Origin of the sequence: Rhodococcus sp. PvP016 (assembly GCF_017832185.1) — a bacterium.
GTDB lineage: Bacteria > Actinomycetota > Actinomycetes > Mycobacteriales > Mycobacteriaceae > Rhodococcoides.
Genome location: NZ_JAFIBH010000001.1, coordinates 375,675 through 401,907, shown reverse-complemented (window position 1 = coordinate 401,907; position 26,233 = coordinate 375,675). Strand labels below are relative to the sequence as shown.

At 68.2% G+C, this 26,233-nt stretch carries 28 protein-coding genes; 20 read left to right on the top strand and 8 right to left on the bottom strand.

The window, feature by feature from the left end; genetic code table 11:
• Positions 1–5: 5 nt before the first annotated feature.
• The gene (locus tag JOE30_RS21590) at positions 6–1,112 is read right to left on the bottom strand and encodes a GNAT family N-acetyltransferase (RefSeq protein WP_204869127.1); all 1,107 of its coding nucleotides are present in this window, start codon (positions 1,110–1,112) and stop codon (positions 6–8) included.
• Positions 1,113–1,528: 416 nt separating this feature from the next.
• Between JOE30_RS21590 and aceA the strand changes: the two genes are divergently transcribed.
• The 11 genes from aceA (at position 1,529) to JOE30_RS01660 (ending at position 12,417) form a co-directional block, all read left to right on the top strand.
• Complete coding sequence (gene aceA / locus JOE30_RS01710; protein WP_027506305.1) at positions 1,529–2,818, top strand: isocitrate lyase; 1,290 nt, start codon at positions 1,529–1,531, stop codon at positions 2,816–2,818.
• 151 nt (positions 2,819–2,969) lie between these two features.
• Positions 2,970–3,854, top strand: a complete 885-nt coding sequence (locus tag JOE30_RS01705) for a 3-hydroxybutyryl-CoA dehydrogenase (RefSeq protein WP_204869126.1) — start codon at positions 2,970–2,972, stop codon at positions 3,852–3,854.
• A gap of 131 nt (positions 3,855–3,985) precedes the next feature.
• Positions 3,986–4,789, top strand: coding sequence for an ABC transporter permease (locus JOE30_RS01700; RefSeq protein ID WP_204869125.1), 804 nt, complete (start codon positions 3,986–3,988; stop codon positions 4,787–4,789).
• A gap of 4 nt (positions 4,790–4,793) precedes the next feature.
• On the top strand, positions 4,794–5,663 hold the full coding sequence (locus tag JOE30_RS01695) for an ABC transporter permease (RefSeq protein ID WP_204869124.1): 870 nt from the start codon (positions 4,794–4,796) through the stop codon (positions 5,661–5,663).
• A 6-nt stretch (positions 5,664–5,669) separates the two neighbouring features.
• A complete protein-coding gene (locus JOE30_RS01690) occupies positions 5,670–6,716 on the top strand; it encodes an MlaD family protein (protein ID WP_204869123.1) in 1,047 nt (348 codons plus the stop codon).
• On the top strand, positions 6,713–7,738 hold the full coding sequence (locus JOE30_RS01685) for an MlaD family protein (protein WP_307806024.1): 1,026 nt from the start codon (positions 6,713–6,715) through the stop codon (positions 7,736–7,738). Before JOE30_RS01690 ends, JOE30_RS01685 begins: the two co-directional genes overlap by 4 nt.
• The gene (locus JOE30_RS01680; protein ID WP_204869122.1) at positions 7,735–8,715 is read left to right on the top strand and encodes an MlaD family protein; all 981 of its coding nucleotides are present in this window, start codon (positions 7,735–7,737) and stop codon (positions 8,713–8,715) included. The genes JOE30_RS01685 and JOE30_RS01680 overlap by 4 nt, the downstream gene beginning before the upstream one ends.
• 1 nt (position 8,716) lies before the next feature.
• Positions 8,717–9,781, top strand: coding sequence for an MCE family protein (locus JOE30_RS01675; RefSeq protein ID WP_204869121.1), 1,065 nt, complete (start codon positions 8,717–8,719; stop codon positions 9,779–9,781).
• On the top strand, positions 9,778–10,848 hold the full coding sequence (locus JOE30_RS01670; RefSeq protein WP_204869120.1) for an MlaD family protein: 1,071 nt from the start codon (positions 9,778–9,780) through the stop codon (positions 10,846–10,848). The genes JOE30_RS01675 and JOE30_RS01670 overlap by 4 nt, the downstream gene beginning before the upstream one ends.
• Positions 10,845–11,795: an MlaD family protein gene (locus JOE30_RS01665; RefSeq protein WP_204869119.1), complete on the top strand. Its 951-nt coding sequence runs from the start codon at positions 10,845–10,847 to the stop codon at positions 11,793–11,795. The genes JOE30_RS01670 and JOE30_RS01665 overlap by 4 nt, the downstream gene beginning before the upstream one ends.
• Before the next feature lie 40 nt (positions 11,796–11,835).
• A complete protein-coding gene (locus JOE30_RS01660; protein WP_204869118.1) occupies positions 11,836–12,417 on the top strand; it encodes a hypothetical protein in 582 nt (193 codons plus the stop codon).
• On the opposite strand, the gene JOE30_RS01655 is transcribed toward JOE30_RS01660, so the two are convergent.
• Complete coding sequence (locus tag JOE30_RS01655) at positions 12,390–13,220, bottom strand: class I SAM-dependent methyltransferase (RefSeq protein WP_204869117.1); 831 nt, start codon at positions 13,218–13,220, stop codon at positions 12,390–12,392. The genes JOE30_RS01660 and JOE30_RS01655 overlap by 28 nt on opposite strands.
• 104 nt (positions 13,221–13,324) lie before the next feature.
• On the opposite strand from JOE30_RS01655, the gene JOE30_RS01650 reads away from it, so the two are divergent.
• Positions 13,325–13,585: a hypothetical protein gene (locus tag JOE30_RS01650; protein ID WP_204869116.1), complete on the top strand. Its 261-nt coding sequence runs from the start codon at positions 13,325–13,327 to the stop codon at positions 13,583–13,585.
• A gap of 64 nt (positions 13,586–13,649) precedes the next feature.
• Positions 13,650–14,690, top strand: a complete 1,041-nt coding sequence (locus JOE30_RS01645; protein WP_204869115.1) for an NAD(P)-dependent alcohol dehydrogenase — start codon at positions 13,650–13,652, stop codon at positions 14,688–14,690.
• Positions 14,691–14,763: 73 nt separating this feature from the next.
• On the opposite strand, the gene JOE30_RS01640 is transcribed toward JOE30_RS01645, so the two are convergent.
• Genes JOE30_RS01640 through JOE30_RS01630 form a run of 3 tightly spaced genes read right to left on the bottom strand, consistent with a single transcriptional unit; the run spans position 14,764 to position 16,880 of the window.
• The gene (locus tag JOE30_RS01640) at positions 14,764–15,630 is read right to left on the bottom strand and encodes a PPK2 family polyphosphate kinase (RefSeq protein ID WP_204869114.1); all 867 of its coding nucleotides are present in this window, start codon (positions 15,628–15,630) and stop codon (positions 14,764–14,766) included.
• 30 nt (positions 15,631–15,660) lie between these two features.
• Positions 15,661–16,452, bottom strand: coding sequence for a SigB/SigF/SigG family RNA polymerase sigma factor (locus tag JOE30_RS01635; RefSeq protein WP_204869113.1), 792 nt, complete (start codon positions 16,450–16,452; stop codon positions 15,661–15,663).
• Positions 16,449–16,880, bottom strand: coding sequence for an ATP-binding protein (locus JOE30_RS01630; protein WP_056442299.1), 432 nt, complete (start codon positions 16,878–16,880; stop codon positions 16,449–16,451). Before JOE30_RS01630 ends, JOE30_RS01635 begins: the two co-directional genes overlap by 4 nt.
• Before the next feature lie 347 nt (positions 16,881–17,227).
• Here JOE30_RS01630 and JOE30_RS01625 point away from each other — a divergent pair, with 347 nt between their 5' ends.
• The 3 genes from JOE30_RS01625 to JOE30_RS01615 all read left to right on the top strand — a co-directional run bounded on the left by JOE30_RS01625 (position 17,228) and on the right by JOE30_RS01615 (position 21,106).
• Entirely contained in the window at positions 17,228–17,596 is a 369-nt protein-coding gene (locus JOE30_RS01625; protein ID WP_204869112.1) for an STAS domain-containing protein, read from the top strand.
• 120 nt (positions 17,597–17,716) lie between these two features.
• Positions 17,717–18,751, top strand: a complete 1,035-nt coding sequence (locus tag JOE30_RS01620) for a PHP domain-containing protein (RefSeq protein WP_204869111.1) — start codon at positions 17,717–17,719, stop codon at positions 18,749–18,751.
• 120 nt (positions 18,752–18,871) lie between these two features.
• A complete protein-coding gene (locus JOE30_RS01615) occupies positions 18,872–21,106 on the top strand; it encodes an EAL domain-containing protein (RefSeq protein ID WP_204869110.1) in 2,235 nt (744 codons plus the stop codon).
• Here the strand turns inward: JOE30_RS01615 and JOE30_RS21585 are convergent.
• Complete coding sequence (locus JOE30_RS21585; RefSeq protein WP_204869109.1) at positions 21,032–22,063, bottom strand: GGDEF domain-containing protein; 1,032 nt, start codon at positions 22,061–22,063, stop codon at positions 21,032–21,034. The genes JOE30_RS01615 and JOE30_RS21585 overlap by 75 nt on opposite strands.
• A gap of 126 nt (positions 22,064–22,189) precedes the next feature.
• Here JOE30_RS21585 and JOE30_RS01605 point away from each other — a divergent pair, with 126 nt between their 5' ends.
• Positions 22,190–22,678, top strand: a complete 489-nt coding sequence (locus JOE30_RS01605; RefSeq protein ID WP_204869108.1) for a PPOX class F420-dependent oxidoreductase — start codon at positions 22,190–22,192, stop codon at positions 22,676–22,678.
• Positions 22,679–22,685: 7 nt separating this feature from the next.
• Here JOE30_RS01605 and JOE30_RS01600 read toward each other — a convergent pair whose 3' ends face one another.
• Positions 22,686–23,261: a type 1 glutamine amidotransferase domain-containing protein gene (locus JOE30_RS01600; protein WP_204869107.1), complete on the bottom strand. Its 576-nt coding sequence runs from the start codon at positions 23,259–23,261 to the stop codon at positions 22,686–22,688.
• Between the two features lie 205 nt (positions 23,262–23,466).
• On the opposite strand from JOE30_RS01600, the gene JOE30_RS01595 reads away from it, so the two are divergent.
• Both JOE30_RS01595 and JOE30_RS01590 read left to right on the top strand, forming a co-directional pair.
• Positions 23,467–23,721, top strand: a complete 255-nt coding sequence (locus JOE30_RS01595; RefSeq protein ID WP_204869106.1) for a hypothetical protein — start codon at positions 23,467–23,469, stop codon at positions 23,719–23,721.
• 43 nt (positions 23,722–23,764) lie between these two features.
• The gene (locus tag JOE30_RS01590) at positions 23,765–23,947 is read left to right on the top strand and encodes a hypothetical protein (RefSeq protein ID WP_204869105.1); all 183 of its coding nucleotides are present in this window, start codon (positions 23,765–23,767) and stop codon (positions 23,945–23,947) included.
• A gap of 6 nt (positions 23,948–23,953) precedes the next feature.
• On the opposite strand, the gene JOE30_RS01585 is transcribed toward JOE30_RS01590, so the two are convergent.
• On the bottom strand, positions 23,954–24,709 hold the full coding sequence (locus JOE30_RS01585) for a TetR/AcrR family transcriptional regulator (RefSeq protein ID WP_204870684.1): 756 nt from the start codon (positions 24,707–24,709) through the stop codon (positions 23,954–23,956).
• A 231-nt stretch (positions 24,710–24,940) separates the two neighbouring features.
• Between JOE30_RS01585 and JOE30_RS01580 the strand changes: the two genes are divergently transcribed.
• Positions 24,941–26,212: a DUF445 domain-containing protein gene (locus JOE30_RS01580; RefSeq protein WP_204869104.1), complete on the top strand. Its 1,272-nt coding sequence runs from the start codon at positions 24,941–24,943 to the stop codon at positions 26,210–26,212.
• Positions 26,213–26,233 lie beyond the last annotated feature (21 nt).

The following is a 26,233-nucleotide window of genomic DNA, read 5'->3' as shown; positions in this document are numbered from 1 at the left end:
GCAAGCTACCGCCGCACCCGTGCGACGAGCCCTCGGAGGGAGAACGACTCGAGTCGGCGCAGCGCGGGAACGAGGAGCGCTGACCCGGGCATCGAGGTGGGCAGGGCCGTGACCGTGACGGCGCGGTACTCACCCGTGGTCCACGCCTCCTTGAAGCCGTTGGTCCCGACACCGAGGTCGATCCGGTCGACTCCGATCTCGCGCGCATGGTCGACGAGGGACTCCATCATCTGATGGCCGGGTTGGGCGTCGGCGAACTCCGGGTCGTAGTGGGTGAGCCACCCCTCGAAGGTATTCTTCGACCGGACCAGGAAGAGCTGAGCCGCCGCGGTACGACCGACGGCGAGGGTGGCGACGGCGAGTCGGCCTGCCGTCGCCTCGCGGCGCAGGACCGATCGCACCAGGTCACCGAGCGGCGGCGCGAGATAGTCGGTGCGATCCTGTCCCGACACACCGGCCGCGGACAGCCTCGCCATCTCGTCCCAGTTCGCGTCGAGCTGGTCGGCGGTGGACAGAATGTCGATGCTCAGCGGGGTGCCGGCCTCGTCGAAGTCGCGGCGGGTCGATCGCAACCGTCGACGGGATCCGCGGCTGCGCAGACCGACGGCACCCGGCCCCGTCTGCGGCACGTCGATCACCATGACGGGTCGGCCGGGGTTCACGGACGCGCGCCAGCGGGGGCTGTCGACGATGTGCCGCAGAGCCGGGTCTCGTTCGTCCATCTCGTCGAGATGGACACCGATGCGTCGCCCGGCCACCGCGGACCACAGTGCCGAGACGGCTGCGTCGTCCTCTGCCAGGATCTCGCTGACCATGCCCAGGTCGTCGCCCATGACGCGCGCGATGCGCAGGAGGCCGTAGCGGCGCACGACGAACGGTGCCAGAGCGACCAGATGTCCACCACGGTGCACCGTGACGATCAGCGGTCGTCGCGTCCGTCGCAGCCGCAGGGACCCGACGGAGTACTCGGGCCGCGCGGCCACGTGCCGGCCGACGCGGTCGGCGAGATCGAGCCACTGTTCCCACAGTCGGTCGGTGCAGACGGCGCCCGATCGAGTAGCGCTGTGGAATCGAACGCTGAGGTTCTGGGAGTCCGATCCGGTGCCGATCACGTCCTCGACGGTACTCAGCTCGTCGACAGGTCACCCGGGTCGCCGACGCGGCGCAGTGCGCGAGGGTGATCGTGGTCACACTCGTGACCGAGAGGTGTGCATGCGGCGGCCGGGGTACGACGAGTTGCGCTCCGACGTCCGGCCGCGAAAAAGTACGCCTGTACTGCTATTTTGCCCTACCGGCGAGTAGGTTCGGCCGTGGGAGGGTCCGTCGATCTTCGCAAGATTTGCAAGGGCCACCAAAAAGGTAGCCACGATTTACAGTCGCAGCACGTAGACAGTGGTTTTCGGCTGTGCCATTCTCGACGAGTACGTCAGAAATGCCTGGCAAGCCTGCAAAGACTGCCACCAGGCGAAGACTCCCCGGGCCGGTCACGCGCACTGCCCGGGTACACGAACAGAGACGGAGCTTGTCGATGTCGACCACCGGCACACCGAAGACCACGGAAGAGATCCAGAAGGACTGGGACACCAATCCCCGCTGGAAGGGCGTCACCCGCAACTTCACCGCGCAGCAGGTGTCCGACCTGCAGGGCAGCGTCGTGGAGGAAGCCACGCTCGCGCGTCGCGGGTCGGAGATCCTCTGGGATCTCGTGAACAACGAGGACTACATCAACTCGCTGGGCGCCCTCACCGGCAACCAGGCCGTGCAGCAGGTGCGCGCCGGCCTCCAGGCCATCTATCTCTCCGGCTGGCAGGTCGCCGGTGATGCCAACCTCTCCGGCCACACCTACCCGGACCAGAGCCTCTACCCGGCCAACTCGGTTCCGAGCGTCGTGCGTCGCATCAACAACGCGCTTCTGCGCGCCGACGAGATCGCCAAGGTCGAGGGTGACTCGTCCGTGAAGAACTGGCTCGCGCCCGTCGTCGCGGACGCCGAGGCCGGCTTCGGTGGCGCGCTCAACGCCTACGAGCTGCAGAAGGCCATGATCGCGGCCGGCGCCGCAGGCGTGCACTGGGAGGACCAGCTCGCCTCGGAGAAGAAGTGCGGCCACCTCGGTGGCAAGGTGCTCATCCCCACCCAGCAGCACATCCGCACCCTGACCTCCGCGCGTCTCGCGTCCGACGTGGCCGACGTGCCGTCGGTCATCATCGCCCGCACCGACGCCGAGGCAGCCACGCTGATCACCTCGGACGTCGACGAGCGCGACCAGGAGTTCCTGGACGGAACCCGCACCGCCGAGGGCTTCTTCGGCGTGAAGAACGGCATCGAGCCCTGCATCGCCCGTGCGAAGGCCTACGCGCCGTACGCCGACCTCATCTGGATGGAGACCGGTGTGCCGGATCTCGAGGTCGCCAAGAAGTTCTCCGAGTCGGTCCGCAGCGAGTTCCCCGACCAGCTGCTCGCCTACAACTGCTCGCCCTCCTTCAACTGGAAGGCGCACCTGGACGACGCGACCATCGCGAAGTTCCAGAAGGAGCTCGGCGCGATGGGCTTCAAGTTCCAGTTCATCACCCTCGCCGGCTTCCACTCGCTCAACTACGGCATGTTCGACCTGGCGCACGGCTACGCCCGCGAGGGCATGACGGCGTTCGTCGACCTGCAGGAGCGCGAGTTCAAGGCAGCCGAGGAGCGCGGCTTCACCGCCATCAAGCACCAGCGTGAGGTCGGCGCCGGCTACTTCGACCGCATCGCCACCACCGTCGACCCGAACACGTCGACCGCAGCCCTGAAGGGCTCCACCGAAGAGGGCCAGTTTCATTAACCCCCACTCGGCGCTTTCTGCGCACTAGTCAGGCGGCTCGCAGCTTTCGTTGCGGGCCGCCTGTCTCGTACGCGGTGGGTTCGCCCGTGCCCCAGCAGAGTTACCCTCGCCTCGCCTTCGCGCGGGGAATCGTGGATCGTGAAGGAGAAACGTGAGCAGCGAGAAGATCGAACGTGTCGGGATCGTCGGCGCCGGACAGATGGGGGCCGGAATCGCCGAGGTGTGCGCACGCGCCCACGTCGACGTGATCGTGTTCGAGCAGACACGTGAACTGGCCGCCGCAGGCAAGGCGCGCATCCTGAAGTCGCTCGACCGCGGCGTCAGCAGCGGCAAGATCACCGAGCGTGAACGTGAGCAGGCCGCTGCACGGTTGACCTTCACGTCCGAGCTGTCCGACTTCGCCGATCGCGAGATCGTCGTCGAGGCCGTGCTCGAGGACGAGGCGATCAAGACGGCTCTCTTCGTCGAGCTCGACAGGGTGGTCACGGATCCCGACGCAGTACTCGCGTCCAACACCTCGTCGATCCCCATCATGAAACTCGGTGTGGCCACGTCCCGCCCCGAACGGGTCATCGGCATGCACTTCTTCAACCCGGTGCCGGTTCTGCCTCTCGTGGAACTCATCTCGTCGCTGAAGACGTCCGATGCCGTCCTGGCACGCGCGGAACGCTTCGCGGCGGACGTCCTCGGCAAGCAGGTCGTCCGCGCGGCCGACAGGTCTGGCTTCGTCGTCAACGCTCTGCTGGTGCCATACCTCCTGTCGGCGATCCGCATGGTCGAGTCCGGCTTCGCCACGCGCGACGACATCGACAAGGCCACGGTGCTGGGCCTCGCGCATCCCATGGGCCCCCTCGCGCTGTCCGACCTCATCGGGCTGGACACCGTGAAGTCGATCGCCGACTCGATGTACGCCGAGTACAAGGAACCGCTCTTCGCGCCGCCGCCTCTCCTGCTCCGTATGGTCGAGGCCGGCCTGCTGGGCAAGAAGACCAGTGCCGGGTTCTACGAGTACGTCAACGGTCGCATCGCGACCTAGCCCGGGGCCCGATGTTTGTCAGGCGTCACTGAACTCGCGAGAAACCAACTCGATCCCCGTTCTGCCGCGCTAGTTTTCAGCGCGGCGCACCACCTGCGTCCGACTGACTCGAGACGTACGGGGGGATCGACATGGCGCGCAGCATGCCGCTCGTCTCACGTGTCACGACGGGCACCCGCACACTGGGTCGTTTCGCCGACCTCGTGGTCGCCGCGTTCGGTCACCTGGTGCGGGACCTGGCGGGCCTGCGCTTCGCCTGGCGCGAGTTCCTCGACCAGGCGTGGTTCATGGTCACGGTCACCGTGCTTCCCGCCATTCTCGTCTCGGTGCCGTTCGGCGTCATCGTCTCGGTCCAGGTGGGCAGCCTGACCAACCAGATCGGTGCCACGTCCATCGCGGGCGCCGCGGGCGGTCTCGGAGTCATCCGGCAGGGAGCGCCCATCGTGACCGCGCTGTTGCTCGGCGGCGCAGCGGGATCCGCGATCGCGGCCGATCTCGGTGCCCGCACGGTGCGCGAGGAGATCGACGCGATGCGCGTCATGGGCATCGACCCGGTGCGCCGGCTCGCGACCCCTCGGCTCGCCGCCATGCTCGTCGTCGCACCGCTGCTGTGCTCGCTGGTCATCTTCATGGGCCTGGTGTCCGGGTACGTCGTGAACGTCGGGTTCCAGGGCGGTACGCCGGGCAGCTACCTGTCCTCCTTCGCGTCCTTCGCCTCGACCACCGACCTGGTCGTCGCGATGGTGAAGGCCGAGATCTTCGGCATCATCGTGGTTCTCGTCGCGTGCCAACGCGGGTTCGAGGCCACGTCGGGCCCTCGCGGTGTCGCGAACGCGGTCAACGCCTCGGTCGTCGTCGGTGTGCTGTCGGCCTTCATCGTCAACGTCCTCGCCACCCAGTTGGTGTCGATGTTCCTTCCGCAGCGGCTCGGGTGACGCGATGACCGTCTCTCGCTACACCCCGCCCGGCACCGCGCCGCTCGTCCGCGGCGGCAAGCGCATCGCCCGAGTGCCGCTCGGGCTGGTCGAGCATCTCGGGCATCAGCTGACCTTCGTGTGGCAGGTACTCGTCGCGATTCCGCACACCCTGCGTGCCTATCGACGCCAGACCATGATCGTGCTCACCGACATCACCTGGGGCAGCGGCAATCTCGTGGTCGGCGGCGGTACCGTCTCGGTGCTGGTCATCCTCGGTGTGGCCGTGGGTTCGTCCATCGGGATCGAGGGCTACAACGCCCTGAACCTCGTCGGTATGGGTCCTCTCACCGGCTTCATCTCGGCCTACGCCAGCACGCGGGAACTCGCCCCGATGATCGCCGCGATCGGGTTCGCCTCCCAGGCGGGATGCCGCATGACGGCGGAGATCGGCGCGATGCGTATCTCCGAGGAGATCGACGCGCTCGAAGTCGTGGGGATCCGGTCGATCCCGTTCGTCGTCACCACGCGCGTCATCGCCGGCGTCGTCACGATCATCCCGCTGTACCTGCTCACGCTGATCCTGAGCTACGTCTCGTGTGCGTTCATCGTCGCCGCGTTCGGCGATCAGTCGTCGGGGACGTACGACCACTACTTCTCGGCGTTCCTGCAGCCGTCGGACCTGCTGTACTCGCTGCTCAAGGCCACCATCTTCGTCGGCGCCGTCATCATGATCCACGGCTACCAGGGCTACTACGCGACGGGCGGACCCGAGGGTGTCGGCCGTGCGTCGGGCCGCGCGATCCGCGCGTCTCTCATCGTCATCGTCGTGCTCGACATGATCCTCACCGTGGTCATCTGGGGAGTCGACGTCGGCATCAGGATCTCGGGGTAGGGGATCATGGCAGTCTTCGACGATCTGTCCCGCAGATCCGCGGGCCCTCGCTCGCTCCGGATACGCGGCCTCGTGGTGGCCGTCGTGCTCGTGGTCCTCGGTGTGGTGCTCGGCAAGTACGCCACCGGTGACTTCGAGTCCCGTTTCGATCTCACGATCGACAGCACCGCGGTCGGTGACGGCCTCGCGATCGGGTCGGACGTCAAGTACCGCGGACTCCCCGTCGGCCGTGTCGACGAGATCGAGCCGCTCGGGTTCGGATCGCAGCGAGTGCACACGCATATCGAGCCGGCCGTCGCCTCGGTCCTGACCGACGACGTCACCGCGCGGTTCTCCTCCGCGACGGTCTTCGGTGCGACGGTCATCGAGTTGTACTCGGAGGGACGGGGATCCCCTCTGCGCGAGGACACCGTCCTGGCGCTGGGCGACGACACCGAGACGGCGACGGTCACCGGCGTCTTCCGCCGACTCGCCGATCTGACCGACGTGCTCGACGCGGACAACACCGAGCGGGTGCTCGACCTGGCGTCCCGAGTGTCGTCGGAGTTCGGCGACAGCCTGAAGCCCTTCTTCGACACCGCGCAGATGATGGCCGAGACCCAGCGCGCGCCGCTCGCCTGGAAGCTGCACCGTGGTGGTGAGTTGGCGGACGGGCTGGGCGCCTCCATCGGACCGGTCACCGACGTGATCGACCAGGTCGTCACCAGCAGTGAGTACTTCGAGAATCCGGAGAACAGTGCGCGGGCGATCAAGGCCATGTCCGGCCTCGGGTCCGGCCTCTCGATCCCACTGGGAGATCTGTTGCGCGACAACGGTCCGTACCTCCGCCCGCTGCTCGACACCCTGCTGGACGTGCTGCTGCCGGTGGCCCTCTCGGCGGGAACGCTGGCGCCGGCCTACCAGCGCGTGCCCGGCGTGATCTCCGGCGTCGAGGACGCATTCCCGAACGTCGACGGCCGGACCCAGCTGCAACTCCAGGTGATCGTGAAGAACATGCCCGCCATGGCCGGTCCGGTGGAGGCCTTCGCTGCGGGACTCGGCGGTGTCCTGTGACGCGCTCGTCGGTGGTGGGGACGCCCGTGGCGACCCTGCTGAAGCTCGGTGCGTTCGCCCTCGTGGCCGTGCTGTGTCTCGTCCTCGTGGGCGGCGCGCTGCGCAACGGCGGCGGCGACGACCGGTCCACGTTCGACGCGCGTTTCGACGACGTCTCCGGCCTCTACGCCGGTGACGACGTCCGCCTCTCGGGTGTGCTCGTGGGATCGGTGACCGACATCGAGCTCGACGGGAATCGGGCCAGGGTGTCCTTCGAGGTCGACTCCGACCGGCCGGTGCTCACGACCACGAAAGCTGCTGTGCGCTACCAGAACCTGCTGGGTCAGCGGTATCTCGAGCTGATCCGCACGGACGACTCGGGGTCCGAGTTGGCACCGGGGTCCTCGCTGGCGGACGACATGACCGTGCCGTCGTTCGACATCACGACGCTCTTCGACGGGTTCCAGCCCATCTTCGAGACCATCGACACCGACCAGGTGAACCGGTTCGCGCAGAACGTGCTCGACCTCGTGCAGGGCGACGGGTCGGGTCTCGGGCCGGTCCTGCGAGACCTGGACGGGCTGACCACCTATGCCTCGCAGCGCGAGGACCTCATCGTGCTCCTCATCCGCAACCTGGGCGCCATCTCCGGTGTGGTGGCCGAGCGCTCGGAGCAACTGGGTCGACTGTTCGCCGAACTCGACCGCGTGGTGTCGACGTTCGCCGACAGGGCCGACACCCTGCTCTCGTCCGTCGACGACATCAATTCCGGCCAGGGACCGTTCATCTCGATCGGAGAGCAGTTGCGCGACACCTACGACTCCGAGTACGGCCCGGTGGATTCGGCCTTCAAGCGGCTCGTGCCGGGAGCCCAACAACTGGTGGACCTGCTCGCGATGGTGCCCAGCCTGCTGCGCGGCGTCGACCAGTCGGTGCGCAACGCACCCGAGGGGCAGGTCTCCGCGTGCTCGGCCGGCGACACCGAGATTCCCGGCATCGGCTCGGTCGTGCTCGGAACCCAGCGCCTGGTGGTGTGCCGATGAGCTCCGTGCGGCAGGGAAGCCAGACCGTCTGGGGGATCGTGGGTGTGCTCGCACTCGTCGTCGCCGTGGTGGCCGCCGTCGTCGTGTACTCGCTGCCCATCGGACACCGCACGTACACAGCGGCATTCGAGACGACCGGCGGAGCGCACGCCGGTGACGACGTCCGCATCGCCGGCATCTCGGTGGGGTCGGTGACGTCCATGAAGCTGGACGGCGACCACGTCGAGGTGGCCTTCGAGGTCGACGAGAACGTCGTACTGGGCGACGCGACGTCGCTCGGGGTGCGTCTGCTGACTCCGGTGGGTGGTCACTACTTCTCCTTGATCCCGGGCGGTACCGGCGAGTTGCAGGACGGGGAGATCCCGCTCGAGCACACCCGCGTGCCGTTCTCGTTGTCCGACACGGTCGAGGCGGCGACGCCGATCCTCCGCGATCTCGACGGAACGACGTTGCGGCAGAACATCGTCGAGATCGATCGGGCCGTCCAGGCTCAGCCGGAGTCGATCCGCGACATCACCACGACCCTGACGTCCATGACCGGCGCGATCGCCGATCGCCAGGACGATCTCGATCGGAGCCTCGACGTGGCCGACGAGTACATCGGCGAACTGGCGACCGATCGCGAGATCCTGCTGGGTCTGCTGAAGCAGATCGGCATCATCACCTCGAAGTTGGGCGCGAAGCGCGCCGACGTCGCTGCGGCCGCCGACAAGCTCTACCGGCTGTTCTCCCTCCTGCACCGCCCGATCATGGCGCTCGACGAGGGGCTCGGCCCCACGATCGACGAGGTCGAGAATCTCGTGGCATCGCTGAAGGAGCGCACGGGGTCCATCGACGACGCGATCTCCGCCGGCCGCGAGTTCTCCGAGTCCATGGCCGGCCTTCTCGACACCGGCGCCGGACCCGTGATCGACCGCAGTGCCGCCGTCGTCACGGGATCGACGCTGTGTGTCCCGGTTCCCGGAAAGGTGTGCTGACGTGGCCGCTCGCAGCAAGGTGGTGGCAGTGGCCGTCGCCGCCGTGGTCCTGGTCGGCGCCGGAACCGCGGCGTCGTCCGCAGCCCAGCTCGTCGGGACCCCGCGCTCGGATCTGTGCGCCGAGATGACCGACTCGGTCGGTCTCTACGAGGGGAACGACGTGACGCTCCTCGGGATCCCCGTCGGCGAGGTGACCGGCATCGAGCCCCGCGGCGACCACGTCCGGGTCACGATGTCCGTCGACGACTCGCTCACGCTGCCGGCCGACGTGGGCGCGGTGACGATGTCGGACTCGATCGTCACCGATCGTCGGCTCGAACTGACCACGCCGTATCGCGACGGCGTTCCCCTCGATCGTGACGAGTGCATCCCGCTCGAGCGCACCCGCACACCCATCGGGATCAGCGACACCCTCGAGGCAGTGAACAAGCTCGGCGCGGAGCTTCTCGGAACGACGTCGACGACCGATCCGGACAACCCCCGGCCGCCGGACGAGGAGATACTCGGCGACACCCTGCGCTCGCTCGACACCGCTCTCGACGGCAGCGGAGAGCAACTCGGTACCGCGCTGTCCCAGATCTCCGACCTGGTCGGCAATCCGGCGAACAAGGACACGCAGGTGCGCCGCATGGTCGACAGCGTCGACACGCTGACGGCGGCCCTGGTGGACCGGTGGCCGGACATCACCCTGCTGATCGAGAACCTGAAGCAGGGTCTCGGGGCCGCGGGCGACTTCTCGGAGCGGTTCGCCCAGGCGATCGATCTGACGGTCGAGTTCCTCCCCGTCCTCGAGAAGACGCTGCCGAAGTTCGCACCCACGCTCTACCGCGTGCTCGACGTCGTGGTTCCGATCGTGGCGATCATCGTCAGCAGGGTCGGCGACATCGCGAGCATTCTGTCGCGGGTGCCGAAGCAGACGGAACAGCTGGCCTCGTTGCAGGATCCGGACACACAGGCCGCCCGGCTGACCTTCGCACCTCCGCAGTTCGCGGTGCCCGTCGCGGGTGGGTCCACCGTGAACGTCGATCTGGTTCCGCTCGTGCTCGGATCGGCAGGGTCCCGGTGAAGCGGCTCCTGGCGGCGCTGACCGTGGCGGCCGCGGCCGTGACGGCGTCGGGCTGCGGTGCCTCGATCGCCGACCTGCCGGTGCCTGGCAGTTACGTTCCGGGCCCGACCTACCGGGTCGACATCGAGTTCTCGAGTGTGCTGAATCTACCGGCGCGCGCCAAGGTGGTCCTCGACGGTGTGGACGTCGGCCTCCTGGAGTCGGTCACCCTCACCGGTTCGACCGCCGTCGCCGCCGTGAACGTCGATCGCACCGTCGCACTGCCGGCACTCACGCGAGCGGAACTGCGCCAGGGCACGATCCTGGGCGAGATCTACGTCGCGTTGCAGCGTCCGGAGGACGGATCCGACACCTCGGGTGCCACCCTGCAGGACGGCGACGTCATCCCGCTCGAGCGGACGACTCCGGCGGACAACGTCGAGGACGTGCTGCGCGGACTCTCCGAGGTGGTGGCCGGCGGGCACATCGTCGACTTCCAGCGGTCCATCGATCGGTTCAACCGGGCGATCCCGCCGGATCCGGCGACGGTCGATCTCATCAACGACAAGGCCCGAGAGGCGTTGCGGGACTTGGCGACCAACACGACGGAGCTGGATCGCATCCTGGGCGGCGCCGAGGCGGTGACACGATCGTTCGCCGAGAAGACGGACACGCTCGACACCATCCTGACCAGTGGTCCGGAACGTGTCGCAGGACTCGCGGACGCCCTGCTCGTCGTGGTCGACGCCCTGATCGATCTGGGATACATGTCCCGGAACATCGGTGCCGTGATCAACCCGGTGGCGGGAGATCTGCACGACGTGATCGCCACTCTGCAGCCCATGATCCGGACTCTCGCCACGGCCGACCTGACGGCGCCGATGCTGGCGTCCCGCATGGACGCCCTGCTGCGCGAGAAGCTGGTGCCGTTCTTCACGTCCTCGCCGAACGTCCGCATCGCCTCCGTCTCGGGCGACACGCCCGCGGGAGAAGTTCCAGTCGATCGGGAAGGCCGGAGGCCGGCCGACGGCCTCGATCGGGCCGACGAGATGATTCAGGTCCTGCGATCGATCGGATTCGTGCGATGAGGGGTTCGATCCTGTCCGCCACGGCGCTCGCGGCGGTCGCCGTGCTGGGTGTCGGATACCTGTCGCTGAACGTCCTGGACATCGATCCGCGGCGCGACCACGCCGAGATCACCGTGCCGCTCACGACCTCCGGCGGCCTGATCGACACCTCGCAGGTCACGTTGCGAGGATTCGCGATCGGCAGGGTCGAGCGAATCGACGTCGAGCGCGGTGGACTCCGGGCCGTGGTGAGAGTGGATGCCGCACAGAAGATTCCGGTCGACACCGAGGTGCGGGTCTCGAATCTCTCCGCGGCGGGCGAACAGTTCCTCGACTTCCGTCCACACTCCGATACCGGGCCGTACCTGGCGGACGGAGACGTGGTGGACGCGGCCGACGTCTCGGTCGCTCCCAGTGTCAGCGACACCCTCGCGGTCGCCGAGGCGCTCACGCGGGAGATCGACACCGACGCGCTGGGCGGCATCGTCGACACGGTCGACACCGCCACGCGGGGCCGGGAGTCGGACATCGACAACGTCGTCGAGGTGCTGCGCCTGCTGTCCGTCACGTTGGCCGACAAGAAGGACGAGATCCGCCGGCTGTATCGCAACCTGCAGGTGCTCGGCGAGAACGCGTACGCCGATGCGCTGGGGCCGCGGCTCGCGGACGCCGTTCCCGAACTCGAGGCCTCCGGGGCAGGTCTCGACCACCTGATCTCGTCGTACCAGGACTACTCGTACGTCGGTGAGACCGTGTGGGACGGCGAACTGGCCCGGTTGGTGCCGAAGATCGACGAGTACCTGAGTCAGTTGTCGCCGGACCTCGGCTTCATCGCCACCGTGCTGCGCCCGGTCACACAACCGATCCGCCCGCTCCGAGTCGATGCCGGAGCCCTGGTGACGATGCTCGAGCAGGTCTTCCCGCGCGGCGGGCCGGCTCGGGTGGCCGTGACCCTGCCCGGTAATTGACGTACCACTCCTGCACCAGACGGACGACGAGAAGGCCATCATGACAACAGAACTCGACACCACTTCGACCGAGGACGACGCAGCGCCGGACGCGGCAGCGCCCGCGGTGTCGTCCCGGACGCGCTTCGTGGCGATCGTCGCGACCGTGGTCGCCGTGCTCGCGACCGTCGCCGCCGTGGTGGCAGGTGTGCAGTGGCAGTCCGCCCACTCGGCACTGGCCGCGGAACGCGGAGCCGATGCCGACCGCGCCACCGCCGAGAACACGGCGCGGGCCTACACGGAGCGGTCGTTGACCTACGACCACACGGACATCGACGGCTTCTTCGGCGGCGTCGAGGAGGGCACCACCGACGCTCTGCGTGAGCGCTTCGACGGTGTGCGCGAGGTGTTGACGCAGATCATGACCGACTCGCAGGTCGTGGCGTCGGGTCGGGTGAATGCGGCGACGGTCACCGCGCAGGAGGGCGACACCTACACGGTGTCGGTCTTCGCGACCCAGACCACGCAGAACCTGCAGCAACCCGAACCCGGTGCCGTGCCGACACTCTTGACGGTGACCGTCGAGCGCACCGGCGACGAGTGGTTGGTCTCGGACTACGGAGCCGACACCGGCACGTCCTGACCGCTCCGGCACAGCCGCCCGGTGACGAACTGGGCTGCGCCGTGGATGCGCTGCTCCACATGCTCGACTCCGCGTTCCCGCAGGACGTCGGTGATGTCGTCACGTCGGAACATCTCCAGTCCCACGGTGCTCGCTGCCGCCGCGGTGACCGCCCCGACCGGCTGAGGGCCGCGCCGCACCGTCGTCATGAGCGCGATGCGGCCGCCCGGTCGCAGCACCCGGATCATCTCGTCGAGCACCCGGTACGGCTCGGGCACCAGGTACAGCGCGGCGTAGCAGCACACCGCGTCCACGGCGTCGTCCTCGAACGGGAGCTCTCGGGCGTCGCCGAGCAGATAGGCGACGTGCTCGTCGTCGTCGGTGTCCGCCGACGCCCGAGCGATCATCGGCTCCGACGCGTCCAGGCCGATCACCAGGGGCTCCGACACGTGCGCGGCGGTCAGCAGTGCGTCGGCCAGCGACCGGGAGAAGTTCCCCGGCCCGCACGCGACGTCCAGGACGACCGACACGTCGGGGGACACGAGCCCGAGGTCACGCACCGCGTAGGCCCGCTGTTCCTCCACGGAGGGCCCGCCGGCGCCCATCCACAGGCGGAACAGGGGTCGCCACGCGCGTTCGTAGACGGCCGCGAGGGGGGAGAAGGTCATCAGGCGCCCGGCGACGGACGACGCGGAGGCAGGGGACGCCTGTCGCGCTGTGGAGTCCGTCACCCGGACGTCGAGCACTCCGCGCATCGGCGACGACGCGTCGACACCCGTTCGGAGCAGTTCTCGGGTCCGCCGTACCGCGGGTGTCTCGGCCATGCCGACCACGCTAGCGCGACCACGCCCACGGCGGTGCGGACGTTGCTACTGTGACCGACGGGGTCCGGTCGGACCCGTACGCGTACAGGGGAGGACGTCACGTCATGGCTTCGATCACGGTGCCCACCATCGCTGGAATCGGTCTCGCTGCAACAGGTGCCGCGCACTTCGTGGCGCCCGACGCCTTCCGCTCGATCACCGAGCCGGCGTTCCCGAAGGACACTCGTACGTGGACCTACCGCAACGGTGCGTCGGAACTCGTGATCGGCACCGCCATCGCGGTCCCGGCCACGCGCAAGGTCGGTCTCGTCGCGCTCGCGGGGTACGTCGGCTTCCTCGGGTACCGGATGGCCACCGCCCGCTGATCCGTCGCCGGGGACGAACCGGACATGGTTTACGAGTCAACGATGCACGGGTAGACATGTGTACATGTCCACAGCAACTGCATACGCCGCCACCGCACCAGACGCACCGCTCGAGAAGACCACCATCGAGCGACGAGAGCTCGGTCCGAACGACATCCTGATCGACGTCAAGTTCGCCGGTATCTGCCACTCGGACATCCACACCGCCCGTAACGAGTGGGGCGGCACCACGTACCCCGTCGTCCCCGGCCACGAGATCGCCGGCATCGTCGCCGAGGTCGGTTCCGACGTCACCAGCCGCAAGGTCGGCGACCGCGTCGGCGTCGGCTGCTTCGTCGACTCCTGCGGCACCTGCGAGGCCTGCAAGGACGGCGACGAGCAGTACTGCACCAAGGGTGTCGTCCAGACGTACAACTCGAAGACCTACGAGGGCGAGTTCACCCACGGTGGCTACTCGACGCAGATCGTCGTCACCGAGAACTTCGTCCTGGGCATCCCCGAGGGTGTCGAGCTCGACGTCGCCGCACCGCTGCTGTGCGCCGGCATCACCCTCTACTCGCCGCTGAAGCACTGGGGAGCCGGTCCCGACAAGAAGGTCGCCATCATCGGCATGGGCGGACTGGGCCACGTCGGCGTCAAGATCGCCCACGCGCTCGGCGCCCACGTCACCGTGCTCAGCCAGACGCTGAGCAAGGAGGAGGACGGCAAGCGACTCGGGGCAGACGAGTACTACGCCACCAAGGACACCACCGCGCTGAAGGACCTGCGTGGAAAGTTCGACCTCATCCTCAACACTGTCTCGGCGAACCTCCCGATGGGCGACTACCTCGGCCTGCTCGCCCGTAACGGCACGCTCGTCGAGCTGGGCGTTCCCGAGAAGCCCCTCGAGGTCCCGGCCTTCAACCTGCTGGCGAACCGTCGTTCGTTCTCGGGCTCCATGGTCGGCGGTATCGCCGAGACCCAGGAGATGCTGGACTTCTGCGCCGAGCACCACATCGGCGCCGAGATCGAGGTCATCTCCGGCGACCAGATCAACGAGGCGTACGACCGCGTCGTGAAGTCGGACGTGCGCTACCGCTTCGTGATCGACACCGCCACCCTCTGATCCACAGCCGCAGCACTCGGCAGCTGCGACACCACCTTCGGGCGCCGACCTCGCGGTCGGCGCCCGTCGGCGTTCACGGCCGCGGCAGGGACGCCAGACGCTGCTTCTCGTGCTCCACGTCGAAGTCCGCGGGCGGCCACTGCAGGTCCAACGACGTCAGCGCGCCCGTCAGCAGTTCGGTGACGGCGAGCCGGCTGTACCACTTGTGATCGGACGGCACCACGTACCAGGGAGCCCACTCCGTGTCGGTGCGATCCAGGACCGCCTGGTACGCCTCCTGGTAGGCGACCCACTTCTCGCGCGCCTCGATGTCGCTCGGGTCGTACTTCCAGTACTTGTCCGGCCGGCGCAGTCGACGAGCGAGACGCTTGCCCTGCTGCTCCCACGACAGCGCCATGGCCACCTTCACGATGGTGGTGCCGCTCTCGACCACGCGGCGCTCGAAGTCGTTGATCTCGTCGTAGCGGGTGCGCCACACACTCGGGGGCGCGAGTTCGTTCACACGGACGATGAGGACGTCCTCGTAGTGGGACCGGTCGAAGACCCCGATCTGGCCCGGTCGCGGCAGCTTCTTCTCCACGCGCCACAGGAACGGGTGCGCCCGCTCCTCCTCCGTCGGGGTGCCGAAGGTCGCGTGATCGACACCCTGGGGCTCGACCATGCCGAGCACGTGCCGCACCATGCCGCCCTTGCCCGAGGTGTCCATCCCCTGCAGCACGAGCAGGACCGATCGATGATCCCCGCTCTTACCGCAGGCGTACAGGCGCTCCTGCAGTTCCGACAGGATCTTGCCGCGCGCCGACATCAGCTCCTTGCCGGCGTCCTTGTCGCGATCGAAACCGGGTGTCGACGCGGCGTCCACCGTCGACCACGACGTGCCCGAGGCGGCCAGAGCCGCGGGCAGATTCGTGGTGAAACCGGGCGACGGTGAGCTGCTCATCCCGCGAGCGTAGGCGTACGCCGCGCTCGGCTAGTGCAGTTCCTCGCGGAGTTGGGCGAGTGTCCGGGCGAGGAGACGAGAGACGTGCATCTGCGAGATCCCCATCTTCTCGGCGATCTGCGTCTGCGTCATGTTGCCGAAGAAGCGCAGCAAGAGAACGTTGCGCTCACGCTCGGGGAGCTTCTCGAGCAGCGGACGGAGCGCCTCGTGGTTCTCGACGTTCTCCATCTCCTTGTCGTAGTCGCCGAGGGTGTCCGCCAACGACAGGCCCTCGGAATCGCTTCCGCTGGAGGCGCTGTCGACCGAGAGCGTCTGGTACGCGTTGCCGGCGGTGAGTCCCATCGCGACCTCGTCGCGGTCCAGATCGAGGTACTCGGCCAACTCGGAGACGGTCGGTGACCGACCCTGCGTCTGCGACAGATCCGCGATGGCTCGGGAGAGCTGCAGGTGCAGTTCCTTCATCCGCCGAGGGACGCGGACGGCCCATCCCGCGTCGCGGAAGTGTCGGCGGACCTCGCCCATGATCGTGGGTACCGCGAAGGACACGAAATCGGATCCGCGCTCGACGTCGAAGCGATCGACCGCGTTGACCAGCCCGACGCGGGCGACCTGCACCAGATCGTCGTGCGCCTCACCGCGGCCGTCGAATCGGCGGGCGATGTGTTCGGCCAGTGGCAGGCACCGCGTCACCAGCTCGTCGCGCAGCTTGCCTCGCAGGGGATCGCCCTCGGGCAGCGTGCGGATGCGCGTGAACCGTTCCGCGACGTCGGCGTACTCGTCCGCCGAACGCCGTGACTTCGTCTTGCGTTCGCTTGTCGTCACTCGTCCCAGCCGTGCTTGCTCTTGGTGAACTCGATGGTGGTCGAGACGACACCGTGCTCGTCCTCGGACTGCGACGTCGACACGGAGTCGGTCAGGGCGTTGAGAACGTGCCAGCCGAAACCGCTCGCGTCCAGATCGGCGCCGGCCTCGGTCGTCGTCGTCACCGACACGTGGAGGGCGTCGTCCGCCGTGAGGAAACGGCACACCATGCGGGCACCCGGGGTGGCGCGCACGATGAGGCGGCTGCAGGACTCGTCGATGGCGAGCCGGATGTCGGCGATGCTGTCCAGATCGAAGTCGTCCTGGGCGGCGAGTGTCGCGGCCACGGCGCGAGTGACCGACAGCTGGCTCGCGTCGGCGTGGACACCGAGCTCGATGGTGGCGTCGGCCCCCTCCGTGTTCGGCTCCGTCGTGATGGCCCGTGTCATGAGGTCTCCCACTTCTTCGTGTCGCGTGTCGGTTCAGACGAACCTCGTACGTGTTCGACCGGTCGAGATTACCCGGGGGCGGTTCTCGCAAAACGTGCACCGTACCGGCGGCGTCTTCCATGGCGTCGCTCGATGTTCACCACGATCCTCACCGAAGTGGTTGGCAGACCGCTCCGGGTAGCGTAGGTTCAGAGACAGGTTGAGTCAGCAGCCGACGTACGAAGCACCGTCGATGGTCGCTCGGACTCCTTTCCATCAACCGCCACTCATTCTGCAGTCGCGGTCGGGTTCTTTCACCTGTAGCACCATTGCTCTGCTTCTCCAGCTAGATCGGCATTTGGAGAATCATGACTGTTTCGACTTCACACGCATCCACCACCACCACCACTCTCGGCGACGACGTCGTCATGCTCGGCGGACTCATCTCCGTCGTGCGTACCGACTCGGAGACCACGTACCGCGTCACCGGCAGTGTGGACCTGTCCAACTCGTCCACCTTCTCGGACGTCGTGAGCAACGACGTCGAGGCGGGACGAAGCATCGTGCTCGATCTGTCCGGAGTCGACTTCTTCGGCACCGCAGCACTTTCCGTCGTGGCGGGTCTCGACGACCGCAGCGCGGCGAACGGTTCCCACCTGACCCTCGTGGTCGGCGACGCGGTCACCCGCGTCATGGGTGCCGCTCGGTGGGAACCCACAGCACGCGTGGTCCGCTGACCAGGCTGCACCGAAACTCGGCGTGATCCGGTTCGTCCGGGTCGTCGCTCCCCCCTGCCCCTGTCGCCGGTTCCCGGTGGCAGGGGCAGTGTCATGTCCGGGGCCGTAGGCTCTGACGGCATGGAACCTGTTGCCGCACTGCGAGAGGTGGCGTTCTGGCTCGAGCGGTCGCGGGCCGAGACGCGCCGGGTCAAGGCCTACCGCGCCGCCGCCGACGTCCTGGCCACACTGGACGCCGACAGGGTGGCCGAGCTCGCTCGCACCGACGGCTGGACCACCCTGCGCGGGATCGGTCCGAAGACCTCCGCGGTCGCCTCGGCGGCCGCAGCCGGTGAGGTTCCCGAGTACCTCCTGCAGCTGCGCGCCGAGGCACAGCCCATCGGTGTCGGCGGCGAGAAACTCCGGGCAGCTCTGCGCGGAGATCTGCACACGCACTCCGACTGGTCGGACGGCGGCAGCCCGATCGAGGAGATGGCGGAGACCGCGCGCAGGATCGGGCACGAGTACTGGGTGCTCACCGACCACTCGCCGCGTCTGACCGTCGCCCACGGGCTCTCCGCCGACCGCCTGCGCGCCCAGCTCGAGGTCATGGACGGGGTGCAGAGACGGTTCGAGACCGACGGCGGACGGCCGATGCGGGTGCTCACCGGCATCGAGGTCGACATCCTCGACGACGGGTCGCTGGACCAGGAGCCGGAGCTGCTCGACGACCTCGACATCGTCGTCGCGAGCGTCCACTCCCACCTGCGGGCGGACAGCGCCACGATGACGGCGCGCATGATCGCCGCGGTGACGAACCCGCAGGTCGATGTTCTGGGCCACTGCACCGGTCGTCTCGTCGAGGGTGGGCGCGGAACCCGCCCCGAGTCGACGTTCGACGCCCGTGCCGTGTTCGAGGCGTGCCGTGACCACGGGACCGCGGTGGAGATCAACGCTCGTCCGGAGCGCCAGGACCCGCCGGAGCGACTGATGGAGCTCGCTCTGGAGATCGGCTGCCTGTTCAGCATCGACACCGACGCGCACGCCCCCGGCCAACTGGACTGGCTCGGCCACGGTTGTGCGCGTGCCACCGCGGTGGGCGTTCCGCCGGACCGTATCGTCACCACCTGGCCGGTCGACCGGTTGCTGGACTGGGCGTCGTCGAACGGAGCGTGACGCGAACAGGTACCGGTCCCCGAGAGGAAAAAGCGGGCAAAGAACGGGCAGAGTGCGGCGAAAGTGGAACAATCGCGAGGTGTTGCTGGGGGCGGAAACGGGTCTGGGGGCGGAGACGTGGTGACCGGAAGCCTGAACTCGGGTGGTTCGGACTCGGGAGACGTCGGCGACAGGCGCACCGTTCTGGCAGCGCTGACGGCGATCGCCGAGTCGTCCCAGGACGGTGTCGTGGTCTTCGATCGCAACACCTCCGTGCGGTACGCCAACGCCGCCGCGCGCACCATTCTCGAGTTCCCGGCCCACGAGAACCCGTCCGCGCGAGATCTCGTCGCGGACACCGCGGCCTCGACGCTCGACCTCGTCCTCGCCGAGCTGAACGCCACGGGAGCCTGGACCGGCCGGATCGCAGTGGGATCGCCGGCCAGACCGATCCTGGTGTCCGCCTGGGTACTCGGGCCCACCGACGGACACGAGGTCGTGGTCGCCACACTCGTGGACGGCTCCGAGCGGCAGGAGCGCGAGGAGGAGCTCGTCGACGCTCTCACCGCCGTCCGCCGCCGAGCGCGCGAGCAGCGCATCATCGCCGGGCTCAACCGTGCGGCGCTCACCGGTTCCTTCGACGACCTCGTGGCCACCGCCCTGCAGTCCATCGTGGACCTCGTCGGTGCCACGCACGCCGTGGTGTTCCGCAGACGCGGTGCGGACCGCCTGGCCGTCCACGCGGCCACGTTCGAGCCGCCGGACGAGGAGACCCTGCCGTCGGGCAGCTCGACGCTGGCCGGTCACGCGCTCGAGCGCGAGGAGGTGATCGTGTGCGCGGACACTCGCGACGAGACCCGTTTCGATGTCACTCTGCTCGAGGACCACGACCTCCGCAGCGGTATCGCAGCTCCCGTCCGCGGGGGTGACGGCACGTGGGGTGTCCTCGTCGTCTATCGCACCGAGCCGCACACACCGTCGGCAGACACGCTGTCCTTCGTCGTCACGGTGGCCGCGGTGCTGGCGTCCGCCGTGCGCCGCTCCGACCTCGAACGCGAGCTGCGGTACCGCAGCCTGCACGACCCGCTGACGCAGTTGGCGAACCGCACGCTCGCGTACCAGCGCATCGACTCCGCGCTCGGAGTCTCGCGTGAGGACGGCACGCTCACCGCGGTGATCCTGGTGGACCTCCACGACTTCCGCACCATCAACGACAGCTTCGGCCACGGCGCCGGGGACGCGGTGCTCACGGCGGTGGCACCGATGCTCACCCGCACCGTCAGACCCTCCGACACCGTCGCGCGCTTCGGCGGCGACGAGTTCCTGCTCGTGTGCCCGGGCCTGCGCAGCACCTTCGACGCCATCGGCGTCGCCCAGGGCGTGCTGGCCATGTTCCGGCGTCCGCTCACCATCGGGAATCGGACGACGACCGTCACCGCCTGCATGGGCATCTCGGTCGGCTACGGCGAGCACACAGCCGCGGAGATGGTCCGCCAGGCGGACGTGGCCATGGGCGGCGCGAAGAAGGAGGGGCCGGGGAGCTACGAGCTGTACGACAAGGTGCAGGGCGGAGAAGCATTGCGGCGCTTGACCATCGCGTCGGAACTGCGCTCCGCGATCGAGAACGACGACCTCGACGTGGCCTACCAGCCCGTGTTCGACGTCCGATCCGGACGCATGACGGGGGTCGAGGCGCTCGCGCGGTGGACCACGTCGAGTCTCGGCGTCGTCGGGCCCGACGAGTTCGTTCCCGCAGCCGAACGCGCCGGCCTGATCGGGCCGCTCGGCAGCTGGGTGCTGCGCCGGGCGTGCACCGAGGCCGCGCGCTGGCAGACCGGTGATCCGGTGGAACTCCGCGTCAACGTCAGTCCCTTGCAGCTTCGTCAGCGCACGTTCGCGTCGTCTCTCGCGGACACCCTCGAGCGGACCGGTCTCGCCCCGGACCTGCTGGGTATCGAGATCACCGAGACCCTGTGGCTCGAGGACACCTCCGCCGTGAAGAACAACCTCGACGAGCTGCACCGAATGGGCATCAAGATCCTGCTGGACGATTTCGGTGTCGGCCACAGCTCGCTGGACTACCTGACGCGCTTCCCGATCCTCGACGCCATCAAGATCGATCGGTCGTTCGTCGCCGACCTGCCGACCGAGCAGTCGGAGGCGGTCATCCGCGCCGTCGTGTCGGTGGCCGACGCGTTCGGCCTCGACGTGGTCGGCGAGGGCGTGGAGACCACGGCCCAGCTCGACAGCCTCGTCCGGTGCGGATGCGGGTACGCGCAGGGCTACCTGATGGCGCGTCCACTACCGCCGGGCGACGTGACCGCCCTGGTGGCGTCCGGGGGTCGGATGAATGTCGACGCCGGACCTGCTCGATGACCGACGCTTCGACACGTACATGTTCTCGTCCGCGAGCGACCACGACGCGGTGATGCTGCCGGCCTCGGTGACGGTGCTCCAGCCGACCGACATCGGCACCTCCGCCGCATACGCGGAGGATTCCAGCGCCGTGAGCATGTCGTCGACGTCGGTGGCGTCGCGGTCGAACACCAGGACACCGAACTCGTCGCCGCCGAGCCGGGCCACGACGCCCGACTCGTGAGCCCACGACCGCAGCAGTTCGGCGGCGCGTCGAATCACCAGGTCACCCGCGGCATGGCCGTGACGGTCGTTCACCTGCTTCATGCCGTCGAGGTCGACGACCACCACGGCACCGGGGTCGGCGAAGCGTGTCCAGCGCGCGTCCTCGGGCTCGAGCACCCGGTTCCAACCACGCCGGTTGAAGAGTCCGGTGAGGGGGTCGGTCTCCGCCTCGCGTCGAGCCAGTTCGGCGGCCCGCTCCGCGACCGCGCGGGCGTGGTCGGTCTCGAACACCGTGGTGAGCAGCCCGGACAGGAGATCGAGCAGCGCGGTCGTGCCGGCGGGGAGCGGCCCGCTGATCGGCCGCGAGCCGAAACCGCACATCGTGCCGAACAGCGAGCCGTCCGCCCGCCGGATGGGCACACCGATGTACGACCGGACCGGGTCGTGCCCGGGGACGCCGATGCGCGGGATGCCCGCGCCGTCGAGGTCCTCCACGACGGACGGGATCTCGCCCTCGGTCATCGAATGGCACAGCGACTCGTTCCACCCCACCACGAGGCCGGTGTCGATACCCAGGCCGTTGGTGTTGGTGCGGAGGAAGATCTGCTTGTCGTCGACGACGCGCGAGACGGCCCAGGCCGTCGCGGGAACGATGCTGTCGAGATACGCGACGATGGCCGCACCCGCGGCGTCGAAGGTGGACAGAGTGGAGAGCGGCGGTGCGATCGAGAGGGGACGAGGTGGAACGGTCACGGTCTGTCCTGAGGGCGGGAGGTCGACCGCGGCACCCCCGGAACCGCGTGGCCGGTGAGTCCGGACCGAGTGTCGTCTGACGGCACCGATTCTAGCCCCCGGCGGGGGAGCACCTACCCTCGAATCATGGCACCGACGTACGCAACAGCCGACCGAGTCGATCTCGATGCCCTGCATCGCTTCGTCGCCGAGCGGCATCACGCCACCCTGGTCACCACGAAGCAATCCGGTGGACTGCAGGTCTCACCCGTGACCTGCGGGCTCGACGCGCAGGGGCGCATCGTCGTCTCGACGTACCCGCAGCGCGCCAAGACCGTGAACATCCGTCGGTCGTCGGCCGTCACACTCTGCATCCACTCCGACGACTGGAACGGCCCCTACGTGCAGATCGACGGCACCGCGGAGGTCATCGACCTGCCGGACTCCGTCGAGCCGCTCGTGGACTACTACCGGGCGATCGCGGGCGAGCACCCCGACTGGGACGAGTACCGGCAGGCGATGGTGACGCAGGGCAAGTCGATCATCCGGATCGCCATCGACACGTGGGGACCGATCGCGACCGGCGGTTTCCCGCCGCCCACGCAGGATCAGCCGGCCGACGAGTCGAACGGCTGACCAAGCCTCACTCGGCCGTGTCGAGAGCGGTGACGGCGTGGACCACGGCTTCGCAGAACGCCGGGATGTCGTCGGGGTTGCGGCTGGAGATCAGGTTGCCGTCCACGACGACCTCCTCGTCCACCACCGTGCCTCCGGCGTTTCGGATGTCCGTGCGCACGCTCGGGTACGAGGTCAGCGTGCGACCCCGGACGACATCGGCCTCGACGAGCGTCCACGGGCCGTGGCAGATCACCCCCACCGGCTTGCCCGAGTTCACGAAGTCGCGGACGAACGACACCGCGTCGGCGTCGAGGCGTAGTTTGTCCGGGTTGGTGGTCCCGCCCGGCAGGACCAGGGCGTCGAAATCGTCGACGGAGGCCTCGGCGACCAACTGGTCGACGGCGAAGGTGTCGGCGGGTTCGGTGTCGTTCTCGAATGCCTGGATCTCACCGTGGGTCAGCGAGAGCAGCACCGTGGTCGCGCCGGCCTGATCGAGTGCCTCACGGGGAGCGGTGAGCTCGATCTGCTCGACACCGTCCGTCGCGAGGAACGCCACGGTGCGGCGGGGCGACCCGGAGTCGGTGTTCGGGGTGTCAGTCATCGTGAACCTCTCTCGTTGCGGGCCGTGTCGCGGGACGCGAGGCGGCCGTCCCGATCTACCCGCCACCCAGTGGTGGGAAACGGCACACCCTCGGCTGGTTGGATCGGCCCGGGCGCGGGTATCTGCCCTTCGACCGGATGGTGAGCACGTCCGATCGAGGCACCGCTGAGTTCACCGCGAGGTGACGCGGGAGAGGGGAACAGCAGTGAGCACACCGACAGTGGACGCAGCCGGAGCGATGGCGTCCGACTCGGCCGGCGATGCAACCGAGGCACCCGTGGTGACCTGCCTGTTCGAGCACACCACGGCGGGAATCGTCCTGATGGTCGCCCTGTGCGCCGGGATGGCGGCGTTCGTGGCGGCCGCGGTGAACTCCTTCGCTCTCGGAGCTCTGGTCGGCGTCCTGATGGTCGGCGTGGCAGGGATGGCCGTGGTGTTGGTTCCGGTCGAGCGCCGGTAACCTCGGCACGGCAGTTCGCAGACATCGAGGGAGGGAACGACAGATGCCCGATTTCACGAGCCCGGAACTTCCCGTCGAGGACGCTCTCGAGCAGGAGCGCGACACGGTGGAGGACGACGAGACGGCGGAGGTCACGCCCAGTGTCGCCGTGGCGTACGACGCCTCCGACGCAGATCTGCTCGAACAGAGTCGCGACGTCCCGCTCGACGACGAGCACGACCGCTAGGCGCCTCTACTCGTCGACGAGTGGGTGGTCGACCGCGTTGAAGCGCGACGGCGATCCACCCGCTTCCGCGACACCGTGGATGCCGCCCCACACCATCATGGTGAGGTAGTCGATGAGGTCCGCCGCCGACATCGACCGGTTGGAGATCCACCAGTGCGTGGCCAACTGGACGCCGCCCACGATCCCGTACGACCAGGGCAGTGATCCGCCCGAGTCCATCTCCATCCGGCGCAGGCGCTCACCGAGCACCGTTGCCAACAGCTCGGCGATCATGCGCTCCGACTCGGCGACCACGTCGCGGTTCGGCCCCGAGCTGTTCGACATCGCGTAGAGGTAGACCTCGGGGTCGTCCGCGACGGTCTCCACGTACGCGGCGACCACCTGGCGGGTGAGGTTGTACTCGTCGAGTTCGACGCTGATCGCGTCGTAGATGCGCGGCGCGAGAGTCGTCTCCACGTACCGCTCGAGTGTCGCGTTGGTCAGATCGTTCTTGTCGTGGAAGTAGCGGTACAGGACGGTCTTCGAGATGCCGATCTCGCTGGCGATCTCGTCCATGCCGATGTTCCGGCCGCGCAGCCGGATGGCGGCGAGGGTGCCGTCCACCAGCTCCTCACGGCGCGCGATCTTGTGCTCGCGCCAGCGCCGCTTACGGCCGTCGGGCTTGTCGGTGCGGGTGTCGGTCGCGGAGTCGTCGGAATCGGGCTTCGCTGTGGCACCCGCCTCGGACTTCGCGGATCGGGTTCGTCCGGCCTTCCGTGCCACGGTCTCGTCGGCGTCCTGGTCGGCGCTGTCCCCGTCGCTCTTCCTTGCTGCCGATCTGCTCGCCACGCGCGTGTACTCCGTCCCGATGTCCGACTGCGCTTCTGGCGCACTCGTGTGCGGCGGCGCATGTCACGTCGCCCACCCCAACAGTAGTGCCCGATGCCGTCGGACCCGCGTCCGGGCGAGACGTCGTCGCCGGTCGGGGCACGAGTCGCGCGCCGACCCTGCACAATGGAGTCGGTGCAGCTCATGACATTCGACGAGGACGTCAAACGACGCGACCTCCGCAAGATGAAGATCGTCGCCACCGGCTTCCTGGTGTTCGCCTCCATCGTCTATCTCTTCTGCCGGTGGCAGGAGTCCCGCGGCGCCGGCGGCTGGGTCGGTTTCGTCCGGGCGGCGTCGGAGGCGGGCATGGTCGGTGCGCTCGCCGACTGGTTCGCCGTCACCGCCCTCTTCAAGCACCCGATGGGTCTGAAGATCCCGCACACCGCGATCATCAAGCGGAAGAAGGACCAGCTCGGCACCAGCCTCGGATCGTTCGTCGGGCAGAACTTCCTCGCCGTCGACGTCGTGTCGCAGAAGGTCGAGTCCGCGCGCATCCCGCTGCGCCTCGGCACCTGGCTCGCAGACCCGGCCCACGCCGACCGTGTCGCCGAGGAGACGGCGACCGTGCTGCGCGGCTTCCTCGACGTGCTCGACGACGAGGACATCCAGCAGGTCATCGACAACACCATCGTCAAGCGCCTCGGTGATCCGCAGTGGGGGCCGCCGATCGGACGCGTCCTGGGCTCGCTGCTCGAGGACAACCGGCAGAAACCGCTGATCGACCTGCTCGCCGAGCGCGCCCACGAATGGGCCCAGAACAGCTTGCCGACCATCGACCGGATCGTGTCGAGGGACTCTCCGTCCTGGTCGCCCAAGTTCGTCGATGTGCTTCTCGGCGAACGTATCCACCGCGAACTCGTGGAGTTCACGTGGAAGGTCCGGTCGAACCCGCAGCACGAGTTGCGGCTCGCGGCCGACAAGTTCCTCACCGACTTCGCCGACGATCTGCAGAACGACCCCGACACCATCGCCAAGGCCGAGTCGATCAAGTCGGAGATCATGGGCCGCGACGAGGTCACCGGTCTCGCAGCGGCATCGTGGAAGGTGGCCAAGCGGCTCATCGTCGACTCGGTGGACGACCCGAAGAGCACTCTGCGCGCCAAGATCAGCGAGAACGTGCAGAAGTTCGGGCTCCGCCTGCGCGACGACGACGCGATGCGCGGCAAGGCGGACGGCTGGCTGATGGCCGGCGTGCGCTACATCGTCGAGAACTACACCGACGAGATCACCACCGTCATCACCGACACCGTCGCCCGATGGGACGCCGACGAGGCCAGCCGCAAGATCGAGCTGCAGGTGGGACGGGACCTGCAGTTCATCCGCATCAACGGCACGGTGGTCGGCTCGCTCGCGGGTCTGGCGATCTACGCCGTATCGCAGCTGCTGTTCGGCTGACTCACGGCGCATTGCGCTCTG